Here is a 16,420-nt window from a genome sequence, read left to right as displayed (position 1 = left end):
CTAGGCATACCGCTCTGCGAGCGGTGGAGGTCAGTCTGAGTGACAATCGCGAGGAAAATGCCGCGCCTGAGATCCTTGAGGCCGCGGTTCGGGCCTTTGATGAGTCGGGGTACGAGCGGGCGAGCATCCAACACATCGCAGAGCTGGCCGGCACCTCCAAGTCGTTGGTCACCTATTACTTCCCCACCAAGCAGACGCTCGCGTCTGCCGTGATCAATCTCGCGTACCCGGGGGGCGTATTCATGGGGTCCCCTCGCCCCGCCGGCGATCCGCTCGACGCGATCGTGTGGGTTGCCGAGCATGTGACCACGAACGTGCTCTACAGCCCTCTGGCTCGGGTGGCGATCAAACTCGGTGATGAGGTTTCCGGCGACAAGGGTTTCGGCGGTCGCTTGTCCGGGTGGTATGTCAGGCTTACCGACTACCTCGAAGAGGCTCAGCAGAAGCGTCTGATCTCGCCGAGCGTCGATCCGACTGTAGAAGCAAAATTCCTCCTCTGCGGCATAGTGGGCCTCGTTGCCGTGGCGATGGAGACGGGGTCTCGTCTCTCGCTGATCGATGACGCCGCCCAGATCACTCGCGATCGTCTTACGTTCCTCCGCACGACGGACTTTTCACGAATGGGGGCGTAGCGGTCGGGTGAGTCGGGTCCGCTGCACCGACATGTGACCTCTGAGACGGCTTGTCGCTGCGTCCACGCCTCATCTGGGAAATGCCCTCTGATCTGGGATGACGGGAGCCCTCCAGGGTTCCGTCATCCCAGATCAGAGGGCACCCGCAGATGCGATTGGTGCGTGCTGACCCGTTACGGCCAAGGACCACTGAGGCCTATGCCGAACGCCCCGTCCTGGCCACCCAGGTCCCGCTGAGTGCGACCACGAACACTAGAGCGCCAAGCATCCAGGCGAGCCCGGAAGGACCGTCAGGACGCACCACGGTCCATACAACGATCAAGGACCCGACCAGGGCGACCGCCAGGGCTACCAGATAACCGACGCCGATAGCGCTAGCCGGAATGGGCAGACGAGTTCCCGAGGCTCTCGCCGCGGTACGGCTCGTCACTGCCACAAGCAGGGCTGCGACGACGAGAGTGGGGCCCGCGATCGCCTGCGGCAGAAGCGCAAATGCCACGACCGCAGCGCCCGCGATTACTCCGAGTGTCGCGTAATACCACCCCGGAACGACAAGCTGGCGGTCAGCCGCATCCGAACTGGCGAACGATCCTTGGTCTCCTGCTGAAGCCGGGCCCATGGCCACAAGTCAACACCTCGCTCCATTTTGTGTCAAGATTTTCAGGATCCGGACGAGTGGTGCGGATCAGGCCCTGGTGATGCGCGCGAAGATGGTTTGGCGTGCACTGAGCCATCCTCGCAAGCTGGGGGTAGCAGTCAGTAGCTGTCCGGAATGCCGGGAAGGTGTCGGACGCGCCAGATCAGGCGAGGGTGCAGAGAAAATACGCAAGACCTCGATACGAAGTGGTCCTTCCAAAGATCAACTTCATAGCGGCCCTGCGTCGACATGAGTGTCACATAAACCGCTGTACTGCCGGTAGGCGAGGAGACGGTGAACCGTCTGACCGGGCTGCTGGACGCCGAACGCACCCGCCGTGGCAGCCGCGCGCTCGCCGCGCAGCTGCCCGGTCTGCACGGCTCCCTCCTCGCCGCCAAGACCGCCGGCTACTCACATGTCATCATCGACGGCACGCTGGTCGAAACTGACCGGTGCCGCACTCCGGGACCCACGCGGAAGCTCCCTGCTCGAGACCACATTCAAAGCACTACGCAACATCAGCCTCGACCCCTGGCACATCGGCAAGATCTTGGCCGCCGCACTCGTCCTGCTCTACACGCAACACGACCGCAGAACATGATCACCACCGGTGATCAGAACGTTGCGCGGAAAGGCTCACTGAGGGGCGCCTCGAACACCGACGTGGCGATCACTCTGGGTGCCATCTTTGCACTGTGGGTAGATGACGTCTCAGGTCCTGGTCGAGCCTCTCGATGGGCTGATCGATGAGCAGCGGCCGGGCCAGCACCGAGCCGACACGCTGAATCCGACCGGATCCTCCTAGATCTACCCGGTCGAACGCTGATACGGGTTCCTCACTGAACAAAAGATCCGCCGCGGCGTCCACAAATCGGTGCAGTCCCTCGAAGCCGACCTCTCCGGTCGTGGATCGCCGACTGGAGCTGCGATCCACGACCAGTCATCTGAACCAAGATCGCCGAGGAGATCCTCGGATCACTCACACCATTTTGTAGGCGAATTTCCGGCGCGACGCGCTAGACAATGCACGAGTCGAGAAGGCTAGCGGCCGCCAGGCCGCTCAATGTGACCCACGCCGCGACGCCGGTCGGAGGGAAGACGAAGAGCGCAACCCCGCCGGCGATCGCCAGGACGCATCCGGTGTTCCACGGGGGATTCTGTGCTGCCCCGCCGCCGTAGGCGAGGTTGTAGGTCGCAAGCAGGTTTCCGTCGAGGTACTTCTGCAGGTAGCTACCGTGACAGTCGGTGGTCGGCCTTCCAGGGCCGATCCAGAAGCTACTGCCATCGGTTCCGATGCAGTTGTATTCGTACTCCCCGGTCTGGATCGCCAACGGGGCCGAAGGAGCCGGGGCCGTGCTGGTGGTTGCCACGTGGCTCGCGGTGATGTTGCCGGCCGGCGCCGCGGCTGCGGCGCTCGAGGCCTGAGGTGCGACGACTCCCGCGGCGACGATCATCGTCGCCAGGATCGTCCTCATGAGCTTCTGCATAGGTGCTTCCCCTCGTCGAGTTGCGGCGTTGCTGCCGCGACCTGCTGAGGACGCTATGCACTGGACGGATGGTCAGGAAATGCCTCACTTTCGCATCGTCCTTCCACAATGGTGCGGCCGGTGGTCCGCCAGGGACTCGGACTTTGACCAAGGCCGCCGGCGATGCGACACCGGACCGGATGCAACGGCTGCTCAACAAGTCAGCGTGGGACCCGGACGCTGTTCGCGACGACCTGTTTGCCTACGTGACCGAGCACCTCGGCCATGACGACGGGGTGCTGATCGTCAAGGAGACCGGCTTCCTGAAGAAGGGCATCAAGTCGGCGGGGGTGCAGCGTCAGTACTCGGGCACTGCCGGGCGGACGGAGAACTGCCAACTCGGGGTGTTCCTGGCCTACGCCAGCCCAGCTGGGCGCACGCTGATCGACCGGGAGCTGTATCTGCCCCGCCGCTGGTGCGACGACCCCGCCCGCCGCGAGGAAGCCGGCATCGCAGCCGGTGCCGGGTTAGCCACGAAAAACCGCACTGGACCTGCGAATGATCGAGCGCGCTATCACCGCCAGCCTGCCTGCGAAGTGGGTCACCGCCGACGAGGCATACGGGCAGGATTCCAAGTTCCGAACCTGGCTGCGGCAGCACAGGGTGGGCTACGTGCTTGCCGTGCCCCGCAACCAGCGGCTCCCGACCACAGCGGGCAACTCCCGCCCGGACGTCCTCGCCGCGAACGCACCGGCCCTGGCATGGAAGCGGCGCAGCTGCGGCACCGGCCCCAAAGGGCCACGACTCTACAACTGGGCCGTAGCCTCCCTACCCGGCACGGTCGACGAATACGGCCACTGGCGGCTAATCCGCCGCAATATCGTCAAGCCCACGGACCTGGCCTACTACCTGCGCTTCGGCCCGGCCGGGACGCACGACGAGGATCTGAGCCGGGTCGCTGGGACCCAGTGGGCGATCGAGAAATGCTTCCAAACCGCGAAGACCGAGGTCGGCCTGGACCATTATCAGGTGCGTCGCTACGACGCCTGGTACCGCCATATAACGCTCGTTCTGTGTACCCACGCCGACCTCGCCGTCACCGCCGCCCACGCCACGCCAAAAAAGGGGGCGCTTGCCCGGCCTGCTGACTGAAGTCTGCGACGTAGACGAGGACCTGGCCCACCGTATCGGCGACGACGTGTTGCAGCGGGCCGAGGCGCTGGCGGCCCTGCCGCAGCGTGCGCAGGACGTGCTGATCGCACCGTTCGTCGAGGAGGTGTTCGACCACAAGCCGCTGGCGGCACCGCTGGACCTGAAGGCCAAGGTCACCCTCGTGGTGCGAAACAGCCTGCTCGAGCAGGCACACCACGACGGTCCGCTCGACAGCGGGATCATCCCGGCGACGGAGTACGCGGCCGGCCCGCTATCGCATCTGCTGGCCGCGCGCCGCCGCCAGCCCATCGCCGATCAAAAGCCGAACCATTTCGCCGAGCTGGCCGGGCGCTATCCGCGTGCGTGGGCGTGTCTGGACGCGCTGACCGACACCTTCGCCGACGGCGGTCGCGGTCCACTGCGCCTGCCCTCGGCACCCACACCCAGCCTGCCTTCTGGCGACGAGGTAGTCACGGCACCACCGTCCGGCGACGACACGGTGACCCTGTTCAGCGCGATCGACCCGCGCTTCGACCAAGGTCTGGTGAACCTGCTCAGGAAGGCCACCGAAGGCGATCTCGTACTGTGCACATCGGCGCTGAGCCGGTACTCGCGCAACAGCGAGAAACTGCACCGCATCCTCGAATTCCTCCTCGCGCACAGGGCCACAATCCTGACCACCAACTATTTGATCCGCCACACCGACGTCTGGGTCCGCCGGGGCGCGCTCGTCAAACCAGACAGCAGCAAGCCCTTCGCCGGCGCGCTCGACACCCAGGGACTGGCCGGCACTCACCGGAAGATAGCCGAGAGCGTCGCCGCGCAGCGCGGTCTGCGCTGACTCCATCAGGCGGTCGCGCGTCGGCTTCAACGCGTCGTTGATCAACTTCGGATGCCGACGTTTTCCGGAGTTAATCGAAAGGGGTGCAGCTGTCCGCTAATGCCTGCAAGAGCGGTGGCAACGAGCCAGCCCCGGACCATCGTCGTCATGCGTCACTGACCTCGGCTTCGGCGGTGACGGTCGCCTTGGCGGCGACGGGATCCAGGATGTCACCCAGCCACGGTAGGCAGCTCACGACCGACCGATGCTGCGACCAGCAGCCGATGAGTCGGCCACCGCGTTGCCAAGTGCCACACCGACTGCTGCTCACGAATGGCCTTGCGCCCCTTGGACCACGGGCAAGCCGCACCAGGAAGATGCACGTCGCCAACGTGGCAGATCAAGGACACTCCTTATCGTCGGAGCTTCGCAAGTTTGCGTCCATCGCCCATGATGGACGTCGTGTCCAAACGACAGATGATCGCCTGCGCGCTCCTTCTGATGATCGTTGTCTCGCTAGTAATGATCTTTAGTGGGAGCCTCGACGGCGCGGCGGCCTGGGCAAACATCATCGCGTTACCGGTAGCGATCGTCGGCATGATTTTGACGATTCGAAGCGCCAGCGGCTCGGCACCCTCGTCTGGCGCTCAGCATCGGGACAGCTTGAGCGGTCCGGCGAAGTCGGGCAGAGCTAGCCCCGTGGTCAACCAGGTCGGGTTCAGTAGCGGGCGTCAGGCCAACGTCGCGGGCGACTACTTCGAGCGAGGCCATGATGACCGCGAGGGCAGGTAAGCATGGTAGATCGGCAAACTGGCGTTGGTGGCGAACGTCAGGCCAACGTCAAGGGGTCCTACTACGAAGGGAACGTCCATAAGAGCACCCACACGCATCACCATCGTCACTATGGAACCAGAGCGAATGTCGACCTCAGAGAAGATGAGGCAACAGAGTCTGGCTCCGGAGGTGGCGCGGCAGCAGCCGCGGGTGGTGGCGGACTGGGCGTCGTCGTCGTTCTTGCTGTCTTGGGCTACTTCATCTTCGGCGGAGATGAGCCGTTCCCTGCGACGTCAGATCCCTGGCCGGCTGAGGTGAAGCAGGAGGCCGTGGTCGCGGCTGCAGGTAGCTGGCTCGACAAATGCGCGAAGTCACCGTCTGCGACCCCCGCCAATTGCCCGCAATCCATCGTCGAGACCTCGGACGTCTCCAAGGTCCGATGGGCCTTCTACGGCAACCCTCTGGAAGCTGCGGTCATTCACTACACCGAAGCGGAGAGCCGCTTCGACATGCTCGGGACCGTCATGGTGACGGCGGACTACAACGCTTCAAAGGAGCTACGCCGCGTCGTGACGCCGGCGAAGTACTGGGCCAAGGTGAAGTGGGTCGATGGGAGACTTGACGTCCAGGAGATCAAGGAGCACTCGGCCATAGGCGACCCCGGTGTAGTGAAGCAGGATCCCAAGGTGCCTTGGGAACTGGTCGCCGCGAAGCTGAGCGAGGCTTTCACACGATGCGTGCGAGACGCCAAGTCGGCTATGCCGGCTGGATGCCCCGAATGGAGTCCGCCGTCGGGCGCCGAGAAGGTCAAGTGGTCTTCCACGGGTGATCCACTTCTGACCGCGCGTGCCACCTTCGATCCGAAGTTTGCGATCTACCGCGTCAAGGGCACGTACGAGCTGGCCGTCCGCTACACCTGGCTCGGAACCACGAAGACCGACACCCGGAATCCCACCTATGAGGCTTGGATCGCTCCAACAGCGGCAGGGCCTGTCGTGCTCCAGATCAAGGACGCGACCACCGTCTAGGTCTGATCATCATCTTAGGACGCTCTCACCTACGGCCAGTGGGTGTGGCTGACCGGTGAAGGCTGCCACGGCGGTAGCGACAGCGTGCAGGTCGGCCTTGATATAGGTGGTGGTGGCGGGTCCTCGGCGGTCCGTGTGTCCGGCGTAGGCGCGGGCCACACCGTAGCCGAAGTGCCGCTCGACCCAGGTCAGGGTGGTGTGGCGCAGCCAGTGCATGGTGATTCCCTGGGCGGCGACCCACGGTAGCCGCCGGCCGATGCGGGCCCACAGTAGGTCGTAGCGCCGGTAGGTGGCGGGTTGGCCGTTACGGTAGCGAAGCAGCGCGTCGGTGGGCGTGACGGCGCCGCGGGCCTGGGCGTGCTCGCTGAGACGAGCGGCGAGCATCGGCGTGATGGGCTGCCACCGCTGCGTGCCACCCTTCTCCGACAGGCGGATCAGCGCGTGGTCGGTGTCCAGGTCGATCAGGCGCAGCGCCAGGGCGCCGCCGCGCCGGCAGGCAGTTTCGGTGTGCAGGCGCAGCAGTAGGGCGTCGAGCACGATGTCGTTACCGCCGCTGCGGGCGGCGGCGTTGATGTCGGCCAGTTCGTCGGGGGTGAGGGCGCGGCGTGTGTTGGGCAGCCGACGGGGTTTGCGAACCCGGTGGGCAGGGCTGTCCACGACGGTGAGGTAGCCGTCGGCAATGGCGCGATTGTAGAAGGCGCGGGCGGCGGCGATGAGGTGCTCGCCGGCGTGCCGGCCGTTTCGGGAGTTGCGGCGAGGGCGGGCGCCTGCGGCGGCCTGTCGCATGAGGGCTTCGATGTCGCTGGCCCGCACCGCATCGATACGCCACTCGCCGAGGGCAGCGGCCATGCGTCGCCAGGAGCTGCCGTAGGTGCGTCGGGTGCCCGGGCTCGCCGCGGCGACCACAGCAGGAAGGTACTCGGCGACTGTCGGCATGGCAGGCCGGTTACTGCCGGTGAGGTCGGCGGCGGTGAGACCGAGGTGCTCGAGGAGCGCTCGGGCGGTGGCGACACGATCGGGACCGGTGGTCATGAGGGCTTTGCGAGGATGCGGCGTGCAGGTCGGCCAGGACCGCGGTGATGGTGTTTGAGGGGTGGACGACGATGCGGTTCTGGCGGGGCAGGGCGGCCAGCAGCACGGGTTCGCCGGTGGCGATGCCGCACAAATGTCGGGCGGCGGCCGGTAGGGGCAGCTCCTTGCGAGCACCAACGACGTGCGCGCCATCGACGGCCGGGGTGATCAGGATTGCGCCGGTCACGACGTCGACGTGCAGCGTGAGGCCCGGTATCCAGTCCAAGGCCCGCAGCAGCGCGCGAGCGGTGACCCGGCCGGCGGCGTCGGGTCGGGCCACGTCGAACAGCACGCCATCGCCCGTGCGGGCGGCGGGCGCGGGCAGTGTCGGCAGCGGCGCCGGCTCCGGCGATGCGACCGGCAGTGGGGTGGGAACGAGCGCCTCGACGAGCTGCTCGTCGCGCCAACGAGGGCGCGGGCGATCACGACTCACCCGACCCCCGCCAGCGGGGCGGCAAGGGTGTCAGCGCAGGTAGCACCGACTCCCGGGAGACGGTGCGCACATATGATCCGTCGCAGGTCGCGTTCCCCGCGCGAGAGGAAGTTGATCTCGCGCGGATATCCACGAACTCTGGTGTCCGAGGGGGGACTTGAACCCCCACACCTTCCAATTGTGCACCAAACTCGGTGCACATGCTCATAGATTACAGTGCGACCAACTTAAGTTCAAATAGCCAGGCGTGTTGGCTAGGTTACGCAACGGATGAGGCGGATCTCCTGCCGGTGCAGCCCGGCTCCACTCGCACAGCGAGACCTAGCTTGCCTACGGCCTCCCTACGCGCGCCGATCTCGGCCGCAACTCTGATACCGGCAGTTCCGGGACCCGGTCGGAATTTCTGCACCGGACACCTTTAACCCTCAGCGATCCGCAACGGTATAGCCGGTAGGGCGCGAACACCGTCGCCAGCTGAGAGCGATCCAGGTAACCCAGCAACCATCGGGTGGTCCTCCCCGGTGAGAGCACTGAGCGCGCGCGCCACCTCGTATACATCTGCCTTGACATAAGTGCTGGTTGTTCCAGCAGCGGAGCGGCTGTCATGACCAGCGTAAGCTCGCGCGATGCCGTACCCGAAGTTGCGCTCTACCCAGGTTAGGGTCGTGTGGCGCAGCCAGTGAGTGCTGACCTGCTGTGTGGCCACCCACGAGAGATTTTTTCCCAGACGGTTCCAGAGGTAGTCGTAACGACGGCGCGTGACTGGTGCCCCACTTTGATACCTCAGGACTTGCCTGTTAAAACCACTTGTTGCTCTGTCGTCGTAGTGCTCTACCAACGAGCGCGCGAGTGTAGGTGATACTGGCTGCCACCGCACCGTCTCGCCTTTTTCATGTAGCTGAACTAGGCATTGCTCGACATCTACATCGGAGCGCGTCAAGGCGAGGGCCCCGCCTCGCCGGCATGCGGTCTCCTCGTGAAGCCTGAGAAGGAGCGCATCGAGTTGAGGATCGTTCCCGGTGCTGCTTGCGACTTCGTTAATCGATCTCAGTTGGGCCTCGGACAGAGCTCGGCGAGTACTGGCAAGTCGGCGAGGCTTGGGCACGCGGGCGGCGGGATTGGTGGCGGCGGAGATCAGCCCGTCGGTGACGGCGTAGGCGTACAGGCATCGCATAGCGGATATGAAGTGCTCTGCGGCGGTTCGTCCGCCACGGGAATTTCGCCTTATTACTACAGTCTTCTTCATGGTTTCGGCAAATTGCTTGATCTCCATCGGAGACGGCTCATCGATACGGCGTTTCCCCCAGACTTCCCCGACCCTTCTCCAATAGGTTCCATAGACGCGTCGGGTGCCTGCGGCGACGGCGAGGGAGACATGCGGGATGTACTCATCGAATGTCGGAACCTCTTTCTTCGGGGAGGCGCCTTTGAGAAGTTCCTCAGCCGTCAGTCCGAGCCGGTCCAATAGCAGCCGCACCGCTTCCACTTCGCTATTTCCTAGACGCTCGGATGCGCTGCCGGTCATCGCTTGATATCCTCTCGGGAGCTTATGCTGACTCCGAGTGCCCGATCGAGCCATTCCATAGTTCCCACCACGAGAATTCCGGTACGCTTGTCCGCCGCGAGGATTAGACGGTCCTTGTCGGCGATTCCTACCGAACGTCGGATGCTCGGCGAGAGGCGCAAGTGCCCCTGCCTAGTGATTCGCTCACCGCTCGATTCTCCGATGGCAACTTCGACTGTTCCCGAGCCAACGGCGAAGTCGACCATTTGTGCTGCAGTCCACCCCATAAAGCGAAGCGCCGAGCGGCTAGCCAGGCGTCCATGGCTATCGATTACGGTGATGGAGTAGTAGGTTGTCGGGCTTTGACGACGTGCGACGAGATCAGCAAGAGGGAGACCCGAATTGTTAGACGGGAGGAAATCAACCTCATCCCCCTCAGCACGAGGGCCACTTCGCCGGAGTGGAAAGGATCCAGATGATTCGCCCCTCGGCGCAAACGCCATGGTCGCCCCTCCTATGTGTAGTCGTCGTGGCTAGTTGGCAGCTCTTGAGCCGATGCCCGAATTCGCCCCCGTGATCACGGCGATCTTCCCTGCATGTCGCCCGGCTCTTGCCGAGCTTCGCTTTCTGCCCGGAGGGCAGCGCCGGACCGAGGTCCGGACACTGCCCTCCGTTAACCGGCCATCTGAGGTGGGGCAGCCGGCACGGTCTTTTCCTGCATCACCATTCACCGACCCCGTTCGCGGCGTTGTAGGTGCCGAGGTTGGTCTGCATGAACAGGTAGAACCGGGTGCCGTCCTTGACGTTGGTGGCGAGGTTGCGCCACTGCCCGGCCGGGACGTAGGTCCAACCGTTGGAGCAGGTAGCCCGGCCGACCCACACCACGCAGGCCCAGAAGGGTCCGCCCCAGGCGCCACCGTTCCCAGTGTTTCTGACCTGGATGTCGCGGCACTGGCTCGTGGTGCGGTAGCTGCCCGAGCGTGGGAAGTAGGCGTCCTCCAAGCCGTCGAACATGCCGAACGAGTCGTGCATGCCGAACGTCGCGCTGTACGGGGCGCTGCGGCAGCCGGAGGCGGCCTGGGCCGAGGTGGTCGTCACGACGAGAGCCGCAGCGGTCAGAAGCAGGGTGACCGCGGTGGCCAGGAGCCGCGGTGTCTTCGTGGCGAGTTGCGGCCTGTCGGCGTCGGGCCGGGTGGGGTTGAGCGACGACATTCTTCCTCCTGGTTGTCGTGCGGGCAGTTGGCAGCGGCCGGGAGGGGCGGCGCGCTGGTGGTCGGGATGACGTGGGGTGTCGTCATCGACCGGGGGCATGGGGGCCGGTGTCGCCCGGAGCTGCTGCGGCATCGGGAGCCGCGCGAAAGGCCGGCGACGGAGGCGCGGTGCTCATATCTCCGCCCCGGCCTCCGGTCGGCCGGTGGGGCAGTGGTGGAAGACCGGCTCCTGGCGGGCGTCGCCTAGGTATGGGGTGCCTTCGGTGTAGCCGGTGCCGCTTCGTTCGGGTCCGAGGATGCGCACGGCGAGCCGGTAGTGGGTCTGCCGCCACTGGTTGATCGCTGCGGCGAACTCGCGCATCGCGGCCCCGAGGGACGGGTCGGGTGTCGACTGTTGGGCGGCGTTGAGGGCATCGTCGAGGCTGACCTGGCCGTGCATGATCGCCGTGCGGACGTCGGGCACTGACAGGTAGGCAGGAGAGTCGAGGCGTGCGTTGCGGGGTGTACGGCACAGGGACTCGACGATCTTGTAGTGGCGGGACTGGATGGCGCTGGCGCCCGCGGTGAACGTGCGGAAGGCGTGGAACGCGGCGGGCTGGATGGTGGCCATCAGAGGCCAGAGCGATGCGCTCTCGCGTAGCAGCGATGCCGCTGCGGACAACCTGCTCGCGGCTCGCGGTACCTGTCCGGCCTCCACGGCGGTGATGACGTCGGTGAGGTCGGTGGCCAGGAGCGCGAAGGTTGTCTCGAATGCTTGAAGGACGCGGATGAACAGCCACTCGTCGTGGGCGATGTGGACCGGCAGCATGCTGACTTGCAGGGCGCGTCGGTCTTCGGCGGTGAGGACCATGCTGACGGCGGCAACGACGCGCCGGGCCAGGGTGACCTGTGAGCTGTCCGTGGTGTGCTCGACGAGGCTGAGGCGGCGCAGTGCCGGCATCGCCGCGCGTACCGCGTGTCGCAGCCGCTTGGCCACCAGGGCGGGTGCCGGGCGCATCTGAGGGAGCGGCGTGTGCTCGTTGTAGGCGGCTCGTAGTTCGAAGGCGATGAGGTCGGTCAGCAGGTTTACGTGCAGGCGGTCGCGCCGGGCGAGCTGCTGTGCTGCCGTGCGCGGCACCTGGTCGGGACCGGGTAGCCGCAGGAGGGCCAGGCCGAGGTAGGAGCGGTAGTCGTAGGTCCCGTCGACCTTGTCGAGCGCGCAGGCGAGGAATGCGGACAGGTACCTGGTGTTGGTGCCGATGAGCTGTGGGAGTCGGTCTCTCGCGGCGGCTAAGGCGCGTGTCCACTCGTCGGGTACGAAGTGTTTGCCGTGGTGCTGGTAGGCGGTGACGACCGCGTCGTACGGGAAGCGGTCGGCCGAGGGACGGCGCTGTGCGAGCCACCGGCGCACGGGTTCGGCGGTGGTCATCGCGATGCTCCGATCGGGGTGCGGGTGCGGGACTTGACTCGGTAGACGGCGATGGCTTCGCAGAGCGCGTCGATGTCGCTGTCGCTGGTGTAGGCGTGTGTGGCGAGGCGGATGACGTTGCGGCGGGGTGCGACGGTGATGCCGTGGTTGTCGAGCCATGCGGCCATCGCCCAGGCGTGGGGCTCGATGAGCGCGAGGTGCGCGCCACGCTCGTCCGCCGTCTGCGGTAGATGCACGATCTCGCCTTGGGCGGTCAGGCGATCTGCGGCGGAGGCGAGGAGCCGTTGCGTGTGCGTGCGGACCGCCGCCAGGTTCAGGTTCTCGATGAGCGACAGCCCTGCGACTGCCGTGTAGGCCGCGGCTACTGACGGTGTCCCGGTTTCGAACCGGCGGGCGTGGGTGGGGAAGTCGAGCCGGGTCGGGTCGAGTGCGTGCGGGTCGCACCGCCCGAACCAGCCGGTCAGGGCTGGCGTGGATTCTTTCGGGTGGCGGGCGTAGAGAAAGGCAAGGCCGGGCAGGCCCAGCAGGTATTTCCCGGTGCCGGCCAGCAAGTAGTCGCAGCGCAAAGCGTCGACGTGCAGCGGCATCACGCCGGCGGCTTGGTAGGCGTCGACGATGATGGCGGCGCCGGCGGCGTGGGCGGCGCCGGCGATGCGTCGGATGTTCAGGCGTGTCGAGTCTCGGTGGGTGACGGCGGGTACGGACACGAGCGCGGTGTCGGTGGTGATGGCGTGCAGGTAGTCGGCGGAGGTGACCCGGCCGGTGGGGGTGCCGCACCAGCGCACCCGCGCGCCCCGCTTCTCCTGCGCCAACCACACGTGGGCGACGCCGGGGAACTCGGCGGTGGTGGTGAGCAGGTCGCGTCGTCGGCGCCATCGCAGGCCGGACACCGCCTGGTGGGCGGCGATGCTGACGTTGGGCAGGATCGCCACCTGATCGACCTCGGCGCCGATGAGTCGGGCGAAGCGACGTCGGGCGTCGGATACCTGCTCTTCGGCGGCGCCCCAGAAGCCAGGGCGGACCAGGTCGTCCAACATCATGGTCAGCGCCTGGTCCATGTCACTGCTGCGGGGGGCGATGCTGCAGGCGGCCAGGTGCGTCGTCTGCTCCAGGCTCGGAAACCGGCCGCGGAGCGCTGCTGGCAGGGGTGCGGTGGCAGCGTTCATCGCGGGCCCTGCCGGCTCTGGCGGCCCCGCGGGCTGGACTCGGTCAGCTCGCTACGTGCCTCCCACAAAGTGGGGAAGCGGCGATGGGAGATGAGGCGAGTCAGGCTGTCGACCGGGGTGTTGCGGGTACCGAGTACACCGTGGCCAATGATGCGGGTGGCGACGGTGTAGTGCTCAGTACGCCACAACGCGATCTGCTCATCGAGGGACACCAGCGTCTCGGCGAGCCGGTACAGCGGGTCGGAGGGCTCGCCGCGGTGAAGGTCAACCGGCGTGAGGTCGAGGGAGGCGAGCATCCGGCTGAAGGCGATGTCGAGTTCGGTGGTGGCGTCGCGCAGATGCTTCCAACCGGGTGACTCAAAGCCGGAGCCGTTGCCCAAGGCGCTGCGGAAGGCGGCGAACCGCGCCGGGTGCAGGTGCCGGAGGATGTGCAGCTGCTCGGTGACCAGCCGCAGGCTCAGCGCCGCTCGCTGGATGAGCATGTCGGCCGCGCCGGGCTGGTCAGCGGCGATGTGCTGGAGCGCGCGCGCCAGGTCGTCGTGGATCAGCTTGAACCACAGCTCGGAGGCTTGATGGACGACCTGGAACAGAAGCTCGTCGGGGTGGGCCCGCTCGGTGGGACCGCGTTGCAGTGACAGCAGTTCGTCGGTGCGCATGTAGCGGGCGTAGTCGGTGCGGCCCGGACCGGGCAGCACGGCGGGCAGAGATGTCATGGGCACGATGTGGTCCTCCGCGTTGATTGATTCGGCGCTGTCGCCGTGTGGCGGTGCCTGGGAGGTGTGCGCTGACCGGGTGCGAGGGTCAGGCGTGCCGCGAGGCCAGGGCGACGGCTGCCTCGTGTGGCATCGGCTCGGCATGAAGCGGCCTTGCCGCGCAGGACCGCGGGCATACACGGCGAGGCAGAGGTTGGTGTCGTAGGTGGCCCTCACGTCGTTGCGATGGGCGTCGACGCCGAGGGTCGTGTTGTTCGTGACGGGTGGTTCTTTCGTGAGCGGGTCGTTGGCGCCTGGTGGTCGCGTTCTTGCCGGGTCCATCACGTCGCTGGCGGGCAGGGAGTCCAGTACCGCGTACCACCCGTCGACGCGTCGGTAGGCAGCTTGCGGCTGGTCGCCGACCGGCGGTGCCCGGCGAGGAGGCGGCAGACGTGCGTGCGGGTGCGGAGCGGGGCTTGTCGTCGGCCCGTGCGCAGCCGATCAGGGCCAACACCGTGAGACTGAAAAGCACGAGCAGCTTGCCTGTAGCCCGGTGAAGAGGCGGGGCCGCGCGGTGTCGCCCGGTGGTGCCGACCGACACCAGTGCGGCGGTTGCCCGTTGTCGGTCGCGGTACCTCACATCCGCGGCGGGTTGAGTTACTCGAATCCTCATTCGTCGGCGATACCAATCTGGGGGCATAGCGCATCAACCCGACGCAGCAATACGGCGAGCCACAGACCCGCGTCCCTCCCCCGTTTGTCGAGGACCGGGTCCAACCGGCAACGAATCCACCACAACACCCACGCCTGTGTCCATGAATGCAACTAAAGCTAGCCGCATATCAGGCGATGCCAACAACCTTCCACAGACACGTTGAGCTGCTGGAACAGCCGCCGACATAGCAGTCTCCGACGAAGAGCGAACTAGTGCTTAAGTCCCGGAGGCGCTAGCGTCCAACCGGCATTAGCGGTCGCGGCAGCAGCGGAACTTGCCCCACCGCATGAGCATCCCCGAGATGGAGAGGTACGAGTTCGTGAATTCCTATGCACCCTGGAGGCGAGGACACCTGACTGCCGCAGCGGTCATTGCTTCAACTCTGACGGCCGTGGCGTTGTTGGCGTCACCTGCCTGGGCCGAGGCGACCCCACCGGCTGCCGCAGCCACGACCGTCGGCACCGATGAACCCACGCCGCAGCGATCCTCGGAGGAGACCAAGCCCTCTGCGGCGGCGGAGCCGGCAGTCACCGAAGCTCCCGATCCGACGAACCCGCCGCCCGAGCCGGATCCCACCACTCCCTCGCCCGATCCCACCCCTCCGCCAGGCCCCGATCCGAGCACCCCACCGACCGACTCCCCTCCCCCGCCGGAGCCGACCCCGACAAGCCCCCGGCCGTCAAACACACCGCCCCGAGGCGGGGACACCGGACCTCAGCCAGGCACAGGCACCGCGCACAGCGGCGGCGGACCGCAGGCTCCCCGCGCAGACTCAGGCCCTTCGCTGCCGGTCACGGGCGGCAGCGTCGCTCCGCTCGTCGGCACCGGAGGCGTGGCCCTGGTAGCCGGTGTGGGATTGCTGTTGGCCGGTCGCCGCAAGACCCGTTAAGCCGCGCTCGCATCATCTGCGACAGCAAGGAGTAGCCAATGAGGACGCCGCACCCGGACCGGGCAGTCTGGCCATCCTCGACCGAGGACGTCCCGGCAACCGCGCCCGGCCGGGTGCCTGCGCTCTCACCCGTACGCCCCACGGCGTCGCCCCCGCCCGACAACGGCATGGGCGCAACGGCGGACCCGCCGCGCCCCGACTGCCAACGTTCAGCTGCCTCTGCCCCTGGGCATGGCCGGCGCCGCCGGTGGGCGCGAGGAACTGCGGCACTCGCTCTGGCGGCTCTGCTAGCCGGCGCCACCATCGGATTCGGGCTCCAGCCATGGGTACTGCCTCAGGCCCGCCACACAGCGGCGGCAACCGCACCCACCCCACCCGCCGGGGCGTTGTTCTCCCAACGTCAGGCAGCCGTCAACCGGGCCCGCCTACCGACGCCCGAACTCGCCGACTTCGCCAGCCCGTGGCTCGGCATCGGAGGCTGCTCGACCGACGCCATCAGCGAGGCCCAACGCGGCAACGGCGAATCAGCCCGCACACGCTGCACAGCCGGCATCGTCACCAGCTACTGGATCACCTATCGCAACCTCACCGACAGGGATGCTGCCCACGCTCGATACCGCACCCAAGCGATGAGCACTCCGGGCCTGGCGGCAGGTGCGACGGCCCCGACGCAGCAGATCGCCGCCGGCCGAAGGGTCCAGTACATCGAGTACGCCTATCGAATTCCCTCAGGCGATCGAGCAGGTGTCGGCTCCGCCTGAAAACTGACCCCGTGGTTCCGGCTGAATTTTGACCCCTTCCGGAAGCATCGGGAGGTGCTGA

14 protein-coding genes and 3 pseudogenes are annotated in these 16,420 nt (G+C 66.4%); 9 read left to right on the top strand and 8 right to left on the bottom strand.

Going from position 1 to position 16,420, the window contains the following annotated elements; translation table 11 throughout:
* The first annotated feature begins 23 nt into the window (after positions 1 to 23).
* The 3 genes and pseudogenes from ACX27O_RS26585 to ACX27O_RS26575 form a co-directional block, all read left to right on the top strand.
* The gene (locus tag ACX27O_RS26585; protein WP_030328628.1) at positions 24 to 632 is read left to right on the top strand and encodes a TetR/AcrR family transcriptional regulator; all 609 of its coding nucleotides are present in this window, start codon (positions 24 to 26) and stop codon (positions 630 to 632) included.
* Between the two features lie 910 nt (positions 633 to 1,542).
* Positions 1,543 to 1,749 (top strand): annotated as a pseudogene (locus ACX27O_RS26580) (IS5/IS1182 family transposase); the annotation flags it as partial.
* Positions 1,742 to 1,870: pseudogene (locus ACX27O_RS26575) on the top strand (IS5/IS1182 family transposase); the annotation flags it as partial. The pseudogenes ACX27O_RS26580 and ACX27O_RS26575, both read left to right, overlap by 8 nt.
* Positions 1,871 to 2,285: 415 nt before the next feature.
* On the opposite strand, the gene ACX27O_RS26570 reads toward ACX27O_RS26575, so the two are convergent.
* The gene (locus ACX27O_RS26570; RefSeq protein ID WP_030328630.1) at positions 2,286 to 2,756 is read right to left on the bottom strand and encodes a hypothetical protein; all 471 of its coding nucleotides are present in this window, start codon (positions 2,754 to 2,756) and stop codon (positions 2,286 to 2,288) included.
* Between the two features lie 68 nt (positions 2,757 to 2,824).
* Here ACX27O_RS26570 and ACX27O_RS26565 point away from each other — a divergent pair.
* The 5 genes and pseudogenes from ACX27O_RS26565 to ACX27O_RS26545 all read left to right on the top strand — a co-directional run.
* Positions 2,825 to 3,220 (top strand): annotated as a pseudogene (locus ACX27O_RS26565) (IS701 family transposase); the annotation flags it as partial.
* Positions 3,221 to 3,293: 73 nt separating this feature from the next.
* Positions 3,294 to 3,887: an IS701 family transposase gene (locus ACX27O_RS26560; RefSeq protein WP_247675211.1), complete on the top strand. Its 594-nt coding sequence runs from the start codon at positions 3,294 to 3,296 to the stop codon at positions 3,885 to 3,887.
* On the top strand, positions 3,868 to 4,728 hold the full coding sequence (locus ACX27O_RS26555) for a hypothetical protein (RefSeq protein WP_210858167.1): 861 nt from the start codon (positions 3,868 to 3,870) through the stop codon (positions 4,726 to 4,728). Before ACX27O_RS26560 ends, ACX27O_RS26555 begins: the two co-directional genes overlap by 20 nt.
* 441 nt (positions 4,729 to 5,169) lie before the next feature.
* Positions 5,170 to 5,499, top strand: a complete 330-nt coding sequence (locus ACX27O_RS26550) for a PrgI family protein (RefSeq protein WP_156057307.1) — start codon at positions 5,170 to 5,172, stop codon at positions 5,497 to 5,499.
* 2 nt (positions 5,500 to 5,501) lie between these two features.
* Complete coding sequence (locus tag ACX27O_RS26545) at positions 5,502 to 6,509, top strand: MmcQ/YjbR family DNA-binding protein (RefSeq protein WP_210858166.1); 1,008 nt, start codon at positions 5,502 to 5,504, stop codon at positions 6,507 to 6,509.
* Between the two features lie 9 nt (positions 6,510 to 6,518).
* Here the strand turns inward: ACX27O_RS26545 and ACX27O_RS26540 are convergent, their stop codons facing one another.
* From ACX27O_RS26540 to ACX27O_RS26510, 7 genes are all read right to left on the bottom strand, one after another.
* Entirely contained in the window at positions 6,519 to 7,445 is a 927-nt protein-coding gene (locus ACX27O_RS26540; protein WP_210858165.1) for a tyrosine-type recombinase/integrase, read from the bottom strand.
* A gap of 10 nt (positions 7,446 to 7,455) precedes the next feature.
* Entirely contained in the window at positions 7,456 to 8,013 is a 558-nt protein-coding gene (locus ACX27O_RS26535; protein ID WP_458940260.1) for a hypothetical protein, read from the bottom strand.
* 418 nt (positions 8,014 to 8,431) lie between these two features.
* Positions 8,432 to 9,538, bottom strand: coding sequence for a tyrosine-type recombinase/integrase (locus ACX27O_RS26530; protein ID WP_091404268.1), 1,107 nt, complete (start codon positions 9,536 to 9,538; stop codon positions 8,432 to 8,434).
* Positions 9,539 to 10,237: 699 nt separating this feature from the next.
* The gene (locus ACX27O_RS26525; RefSeq protein ID WP_244166381.1) at positions 10,238 to 10,729 is read right to left on the bottom strand and encodes a hypothetical protein; all 492 of its coding nucleotides are present in this window, start codon (positions 10,727 to 10,729) and stop codon (positions 10,238 to 10,240) included.
* Positions 10,730 to 10,900: 171 nt separating this feature from the next.
* On the bottom strand, positions 10,901 to 12,136 hold the full coding sequence (locus ACX27O_RS26520) for a tryptophan 2,3-dioxygenase family protein (RefSeq protein ID WP_091404267.1): 1,236 nt from the start codon (positions 12,134 to 12,136) through the stop codon (positions 10,901 to 10,903).
* Positions 12,133 to 13,302 carry an aminotransferase class V-fold PLP-dependent enzyme gene (locus tag ACX27O_RS26515; RefSeq protein ID WP_208603827.1) on the bottom strand — a complete coding sequence of 390 codons (1,170 nt, stop codon included), beginning with the start codon at positions 13,300 to 13,302 and terminating at the stop codon, positions 12,133 to 12,135. The genes ACX27O_RS26520 and ACX27O_RS26515 overlap by 4 nt, the downstream gene beginning before the upstream one ends.
* Complete coding sequence (locus ACX27O_RS26510; protein WP_244166413.1) at positions 13,299 to 14,015, bottom strand: tryptophan 2,3-dioxygenase family protein; 717 nt, start codon at positions 14,013 to 14,015, stop codon at positions 13,299 to 13,301. Before ACX27O_RS26510 ends, ACX27O_RS26515 begins: the two co-directional genes overlap by 4 nt.
* Positions 14,016 to 15,984: 1,969 nt before the next feature.
* Between ACX27O_RS26510 and ACX27O_RS26505 the strand changes: the two genes are divergently transcribed.
* Positions 15,985 to 16,359: a hypothetical protein gene (locus tag ACX27O_RS26505; RefSeq protein WP_208603826.1), complete on the top strand. Its 375-nt coding sequence runs from the start codon at positions 15,985 to 15,987 to the stop codon at positions 16,357 to 16,359.
* The last annotated feature ends 61 nt before the right edge of the window (positions 16,360 to 16,420 follow it).

Source organism: Micromonospora sp. SD19, assembly GCF_054462275.1.
The sequence above is the reverse complement of the archived record's forward strand: the minus strand, read 5'-3'. Positions and strand labels throughout refer to the sequence as shown.

Excerpts from the sequence above, each read along its gene's own strand:
- ACX27O_RS26570 (WP_030328630.1), bottom strand. The coding sequence starts at position 2,756 with ATGCAGAAGCTCATGAGGACGATCCTGGCGACGATGATCGTCGCCGCG.
- ACX27O_RS26560 (WP_247675211.1), top strand. The coding sequence starts at position 3,294 with ATGATCGAGCGCGCTATCACCGCCAGCCTGCCTGCGAAGTGGGTCACC.
- ACX27O_RS26545 (WP_210858166.1), top strand. The coding sequence starts at position 5,502 with ATGGTAGATCGGCAAACTGGCGTTGGTGGCGAACGTCAGGCCAACGTC.
- ACX27O_RS26540 (WP_210858165.1), bottom strand. The coding sequence starts at position 7,445 with ATGCCGACAGTCGCCGAGTACCTTCCTGCTGTGGTCGCCGCGGCGAGC.
- ACX27O_RS26530 (WP_091404268.1), bottom strand. The coding sequence starts at position 9,538 with ATGACCGGCAGCGCATCCGAGCGTCTAGGAAATAGCGAAGTGGAAGCG.
- ACX27O_RS26525 (WP_244166381.1), bottom strand. The coding sequence starts at position 10,729 with ATGTCGTCGCTCAACCCCACCCGGCCCGACGCCGACAGGCCGCAACTC.
- ACX27O_RS26520 (WP_091404267.1), bottom strand. The coding sequence starts at position 12,136 with ATGACCACCGCCGAACCCGTGCGCCGGTGGCTCGCACAGCGCCGTCCC.
- ACX27O_RS26515 (WP_208603827.1), bottom strand. The coding sequence starts at position 13,302 with ATGAACGCTGCCACCGCACCCCTGCCAGCAGCGCTCCGCGGCCGGTTT.
- ACX27O_RS26510 (WP_244166413.1), bottom strand. The coding sequence starts at position 14,015 with ATGACATCTCTGCCCGCCGTGCTGCCCGGTCCGGGCCGCACCGACTAC.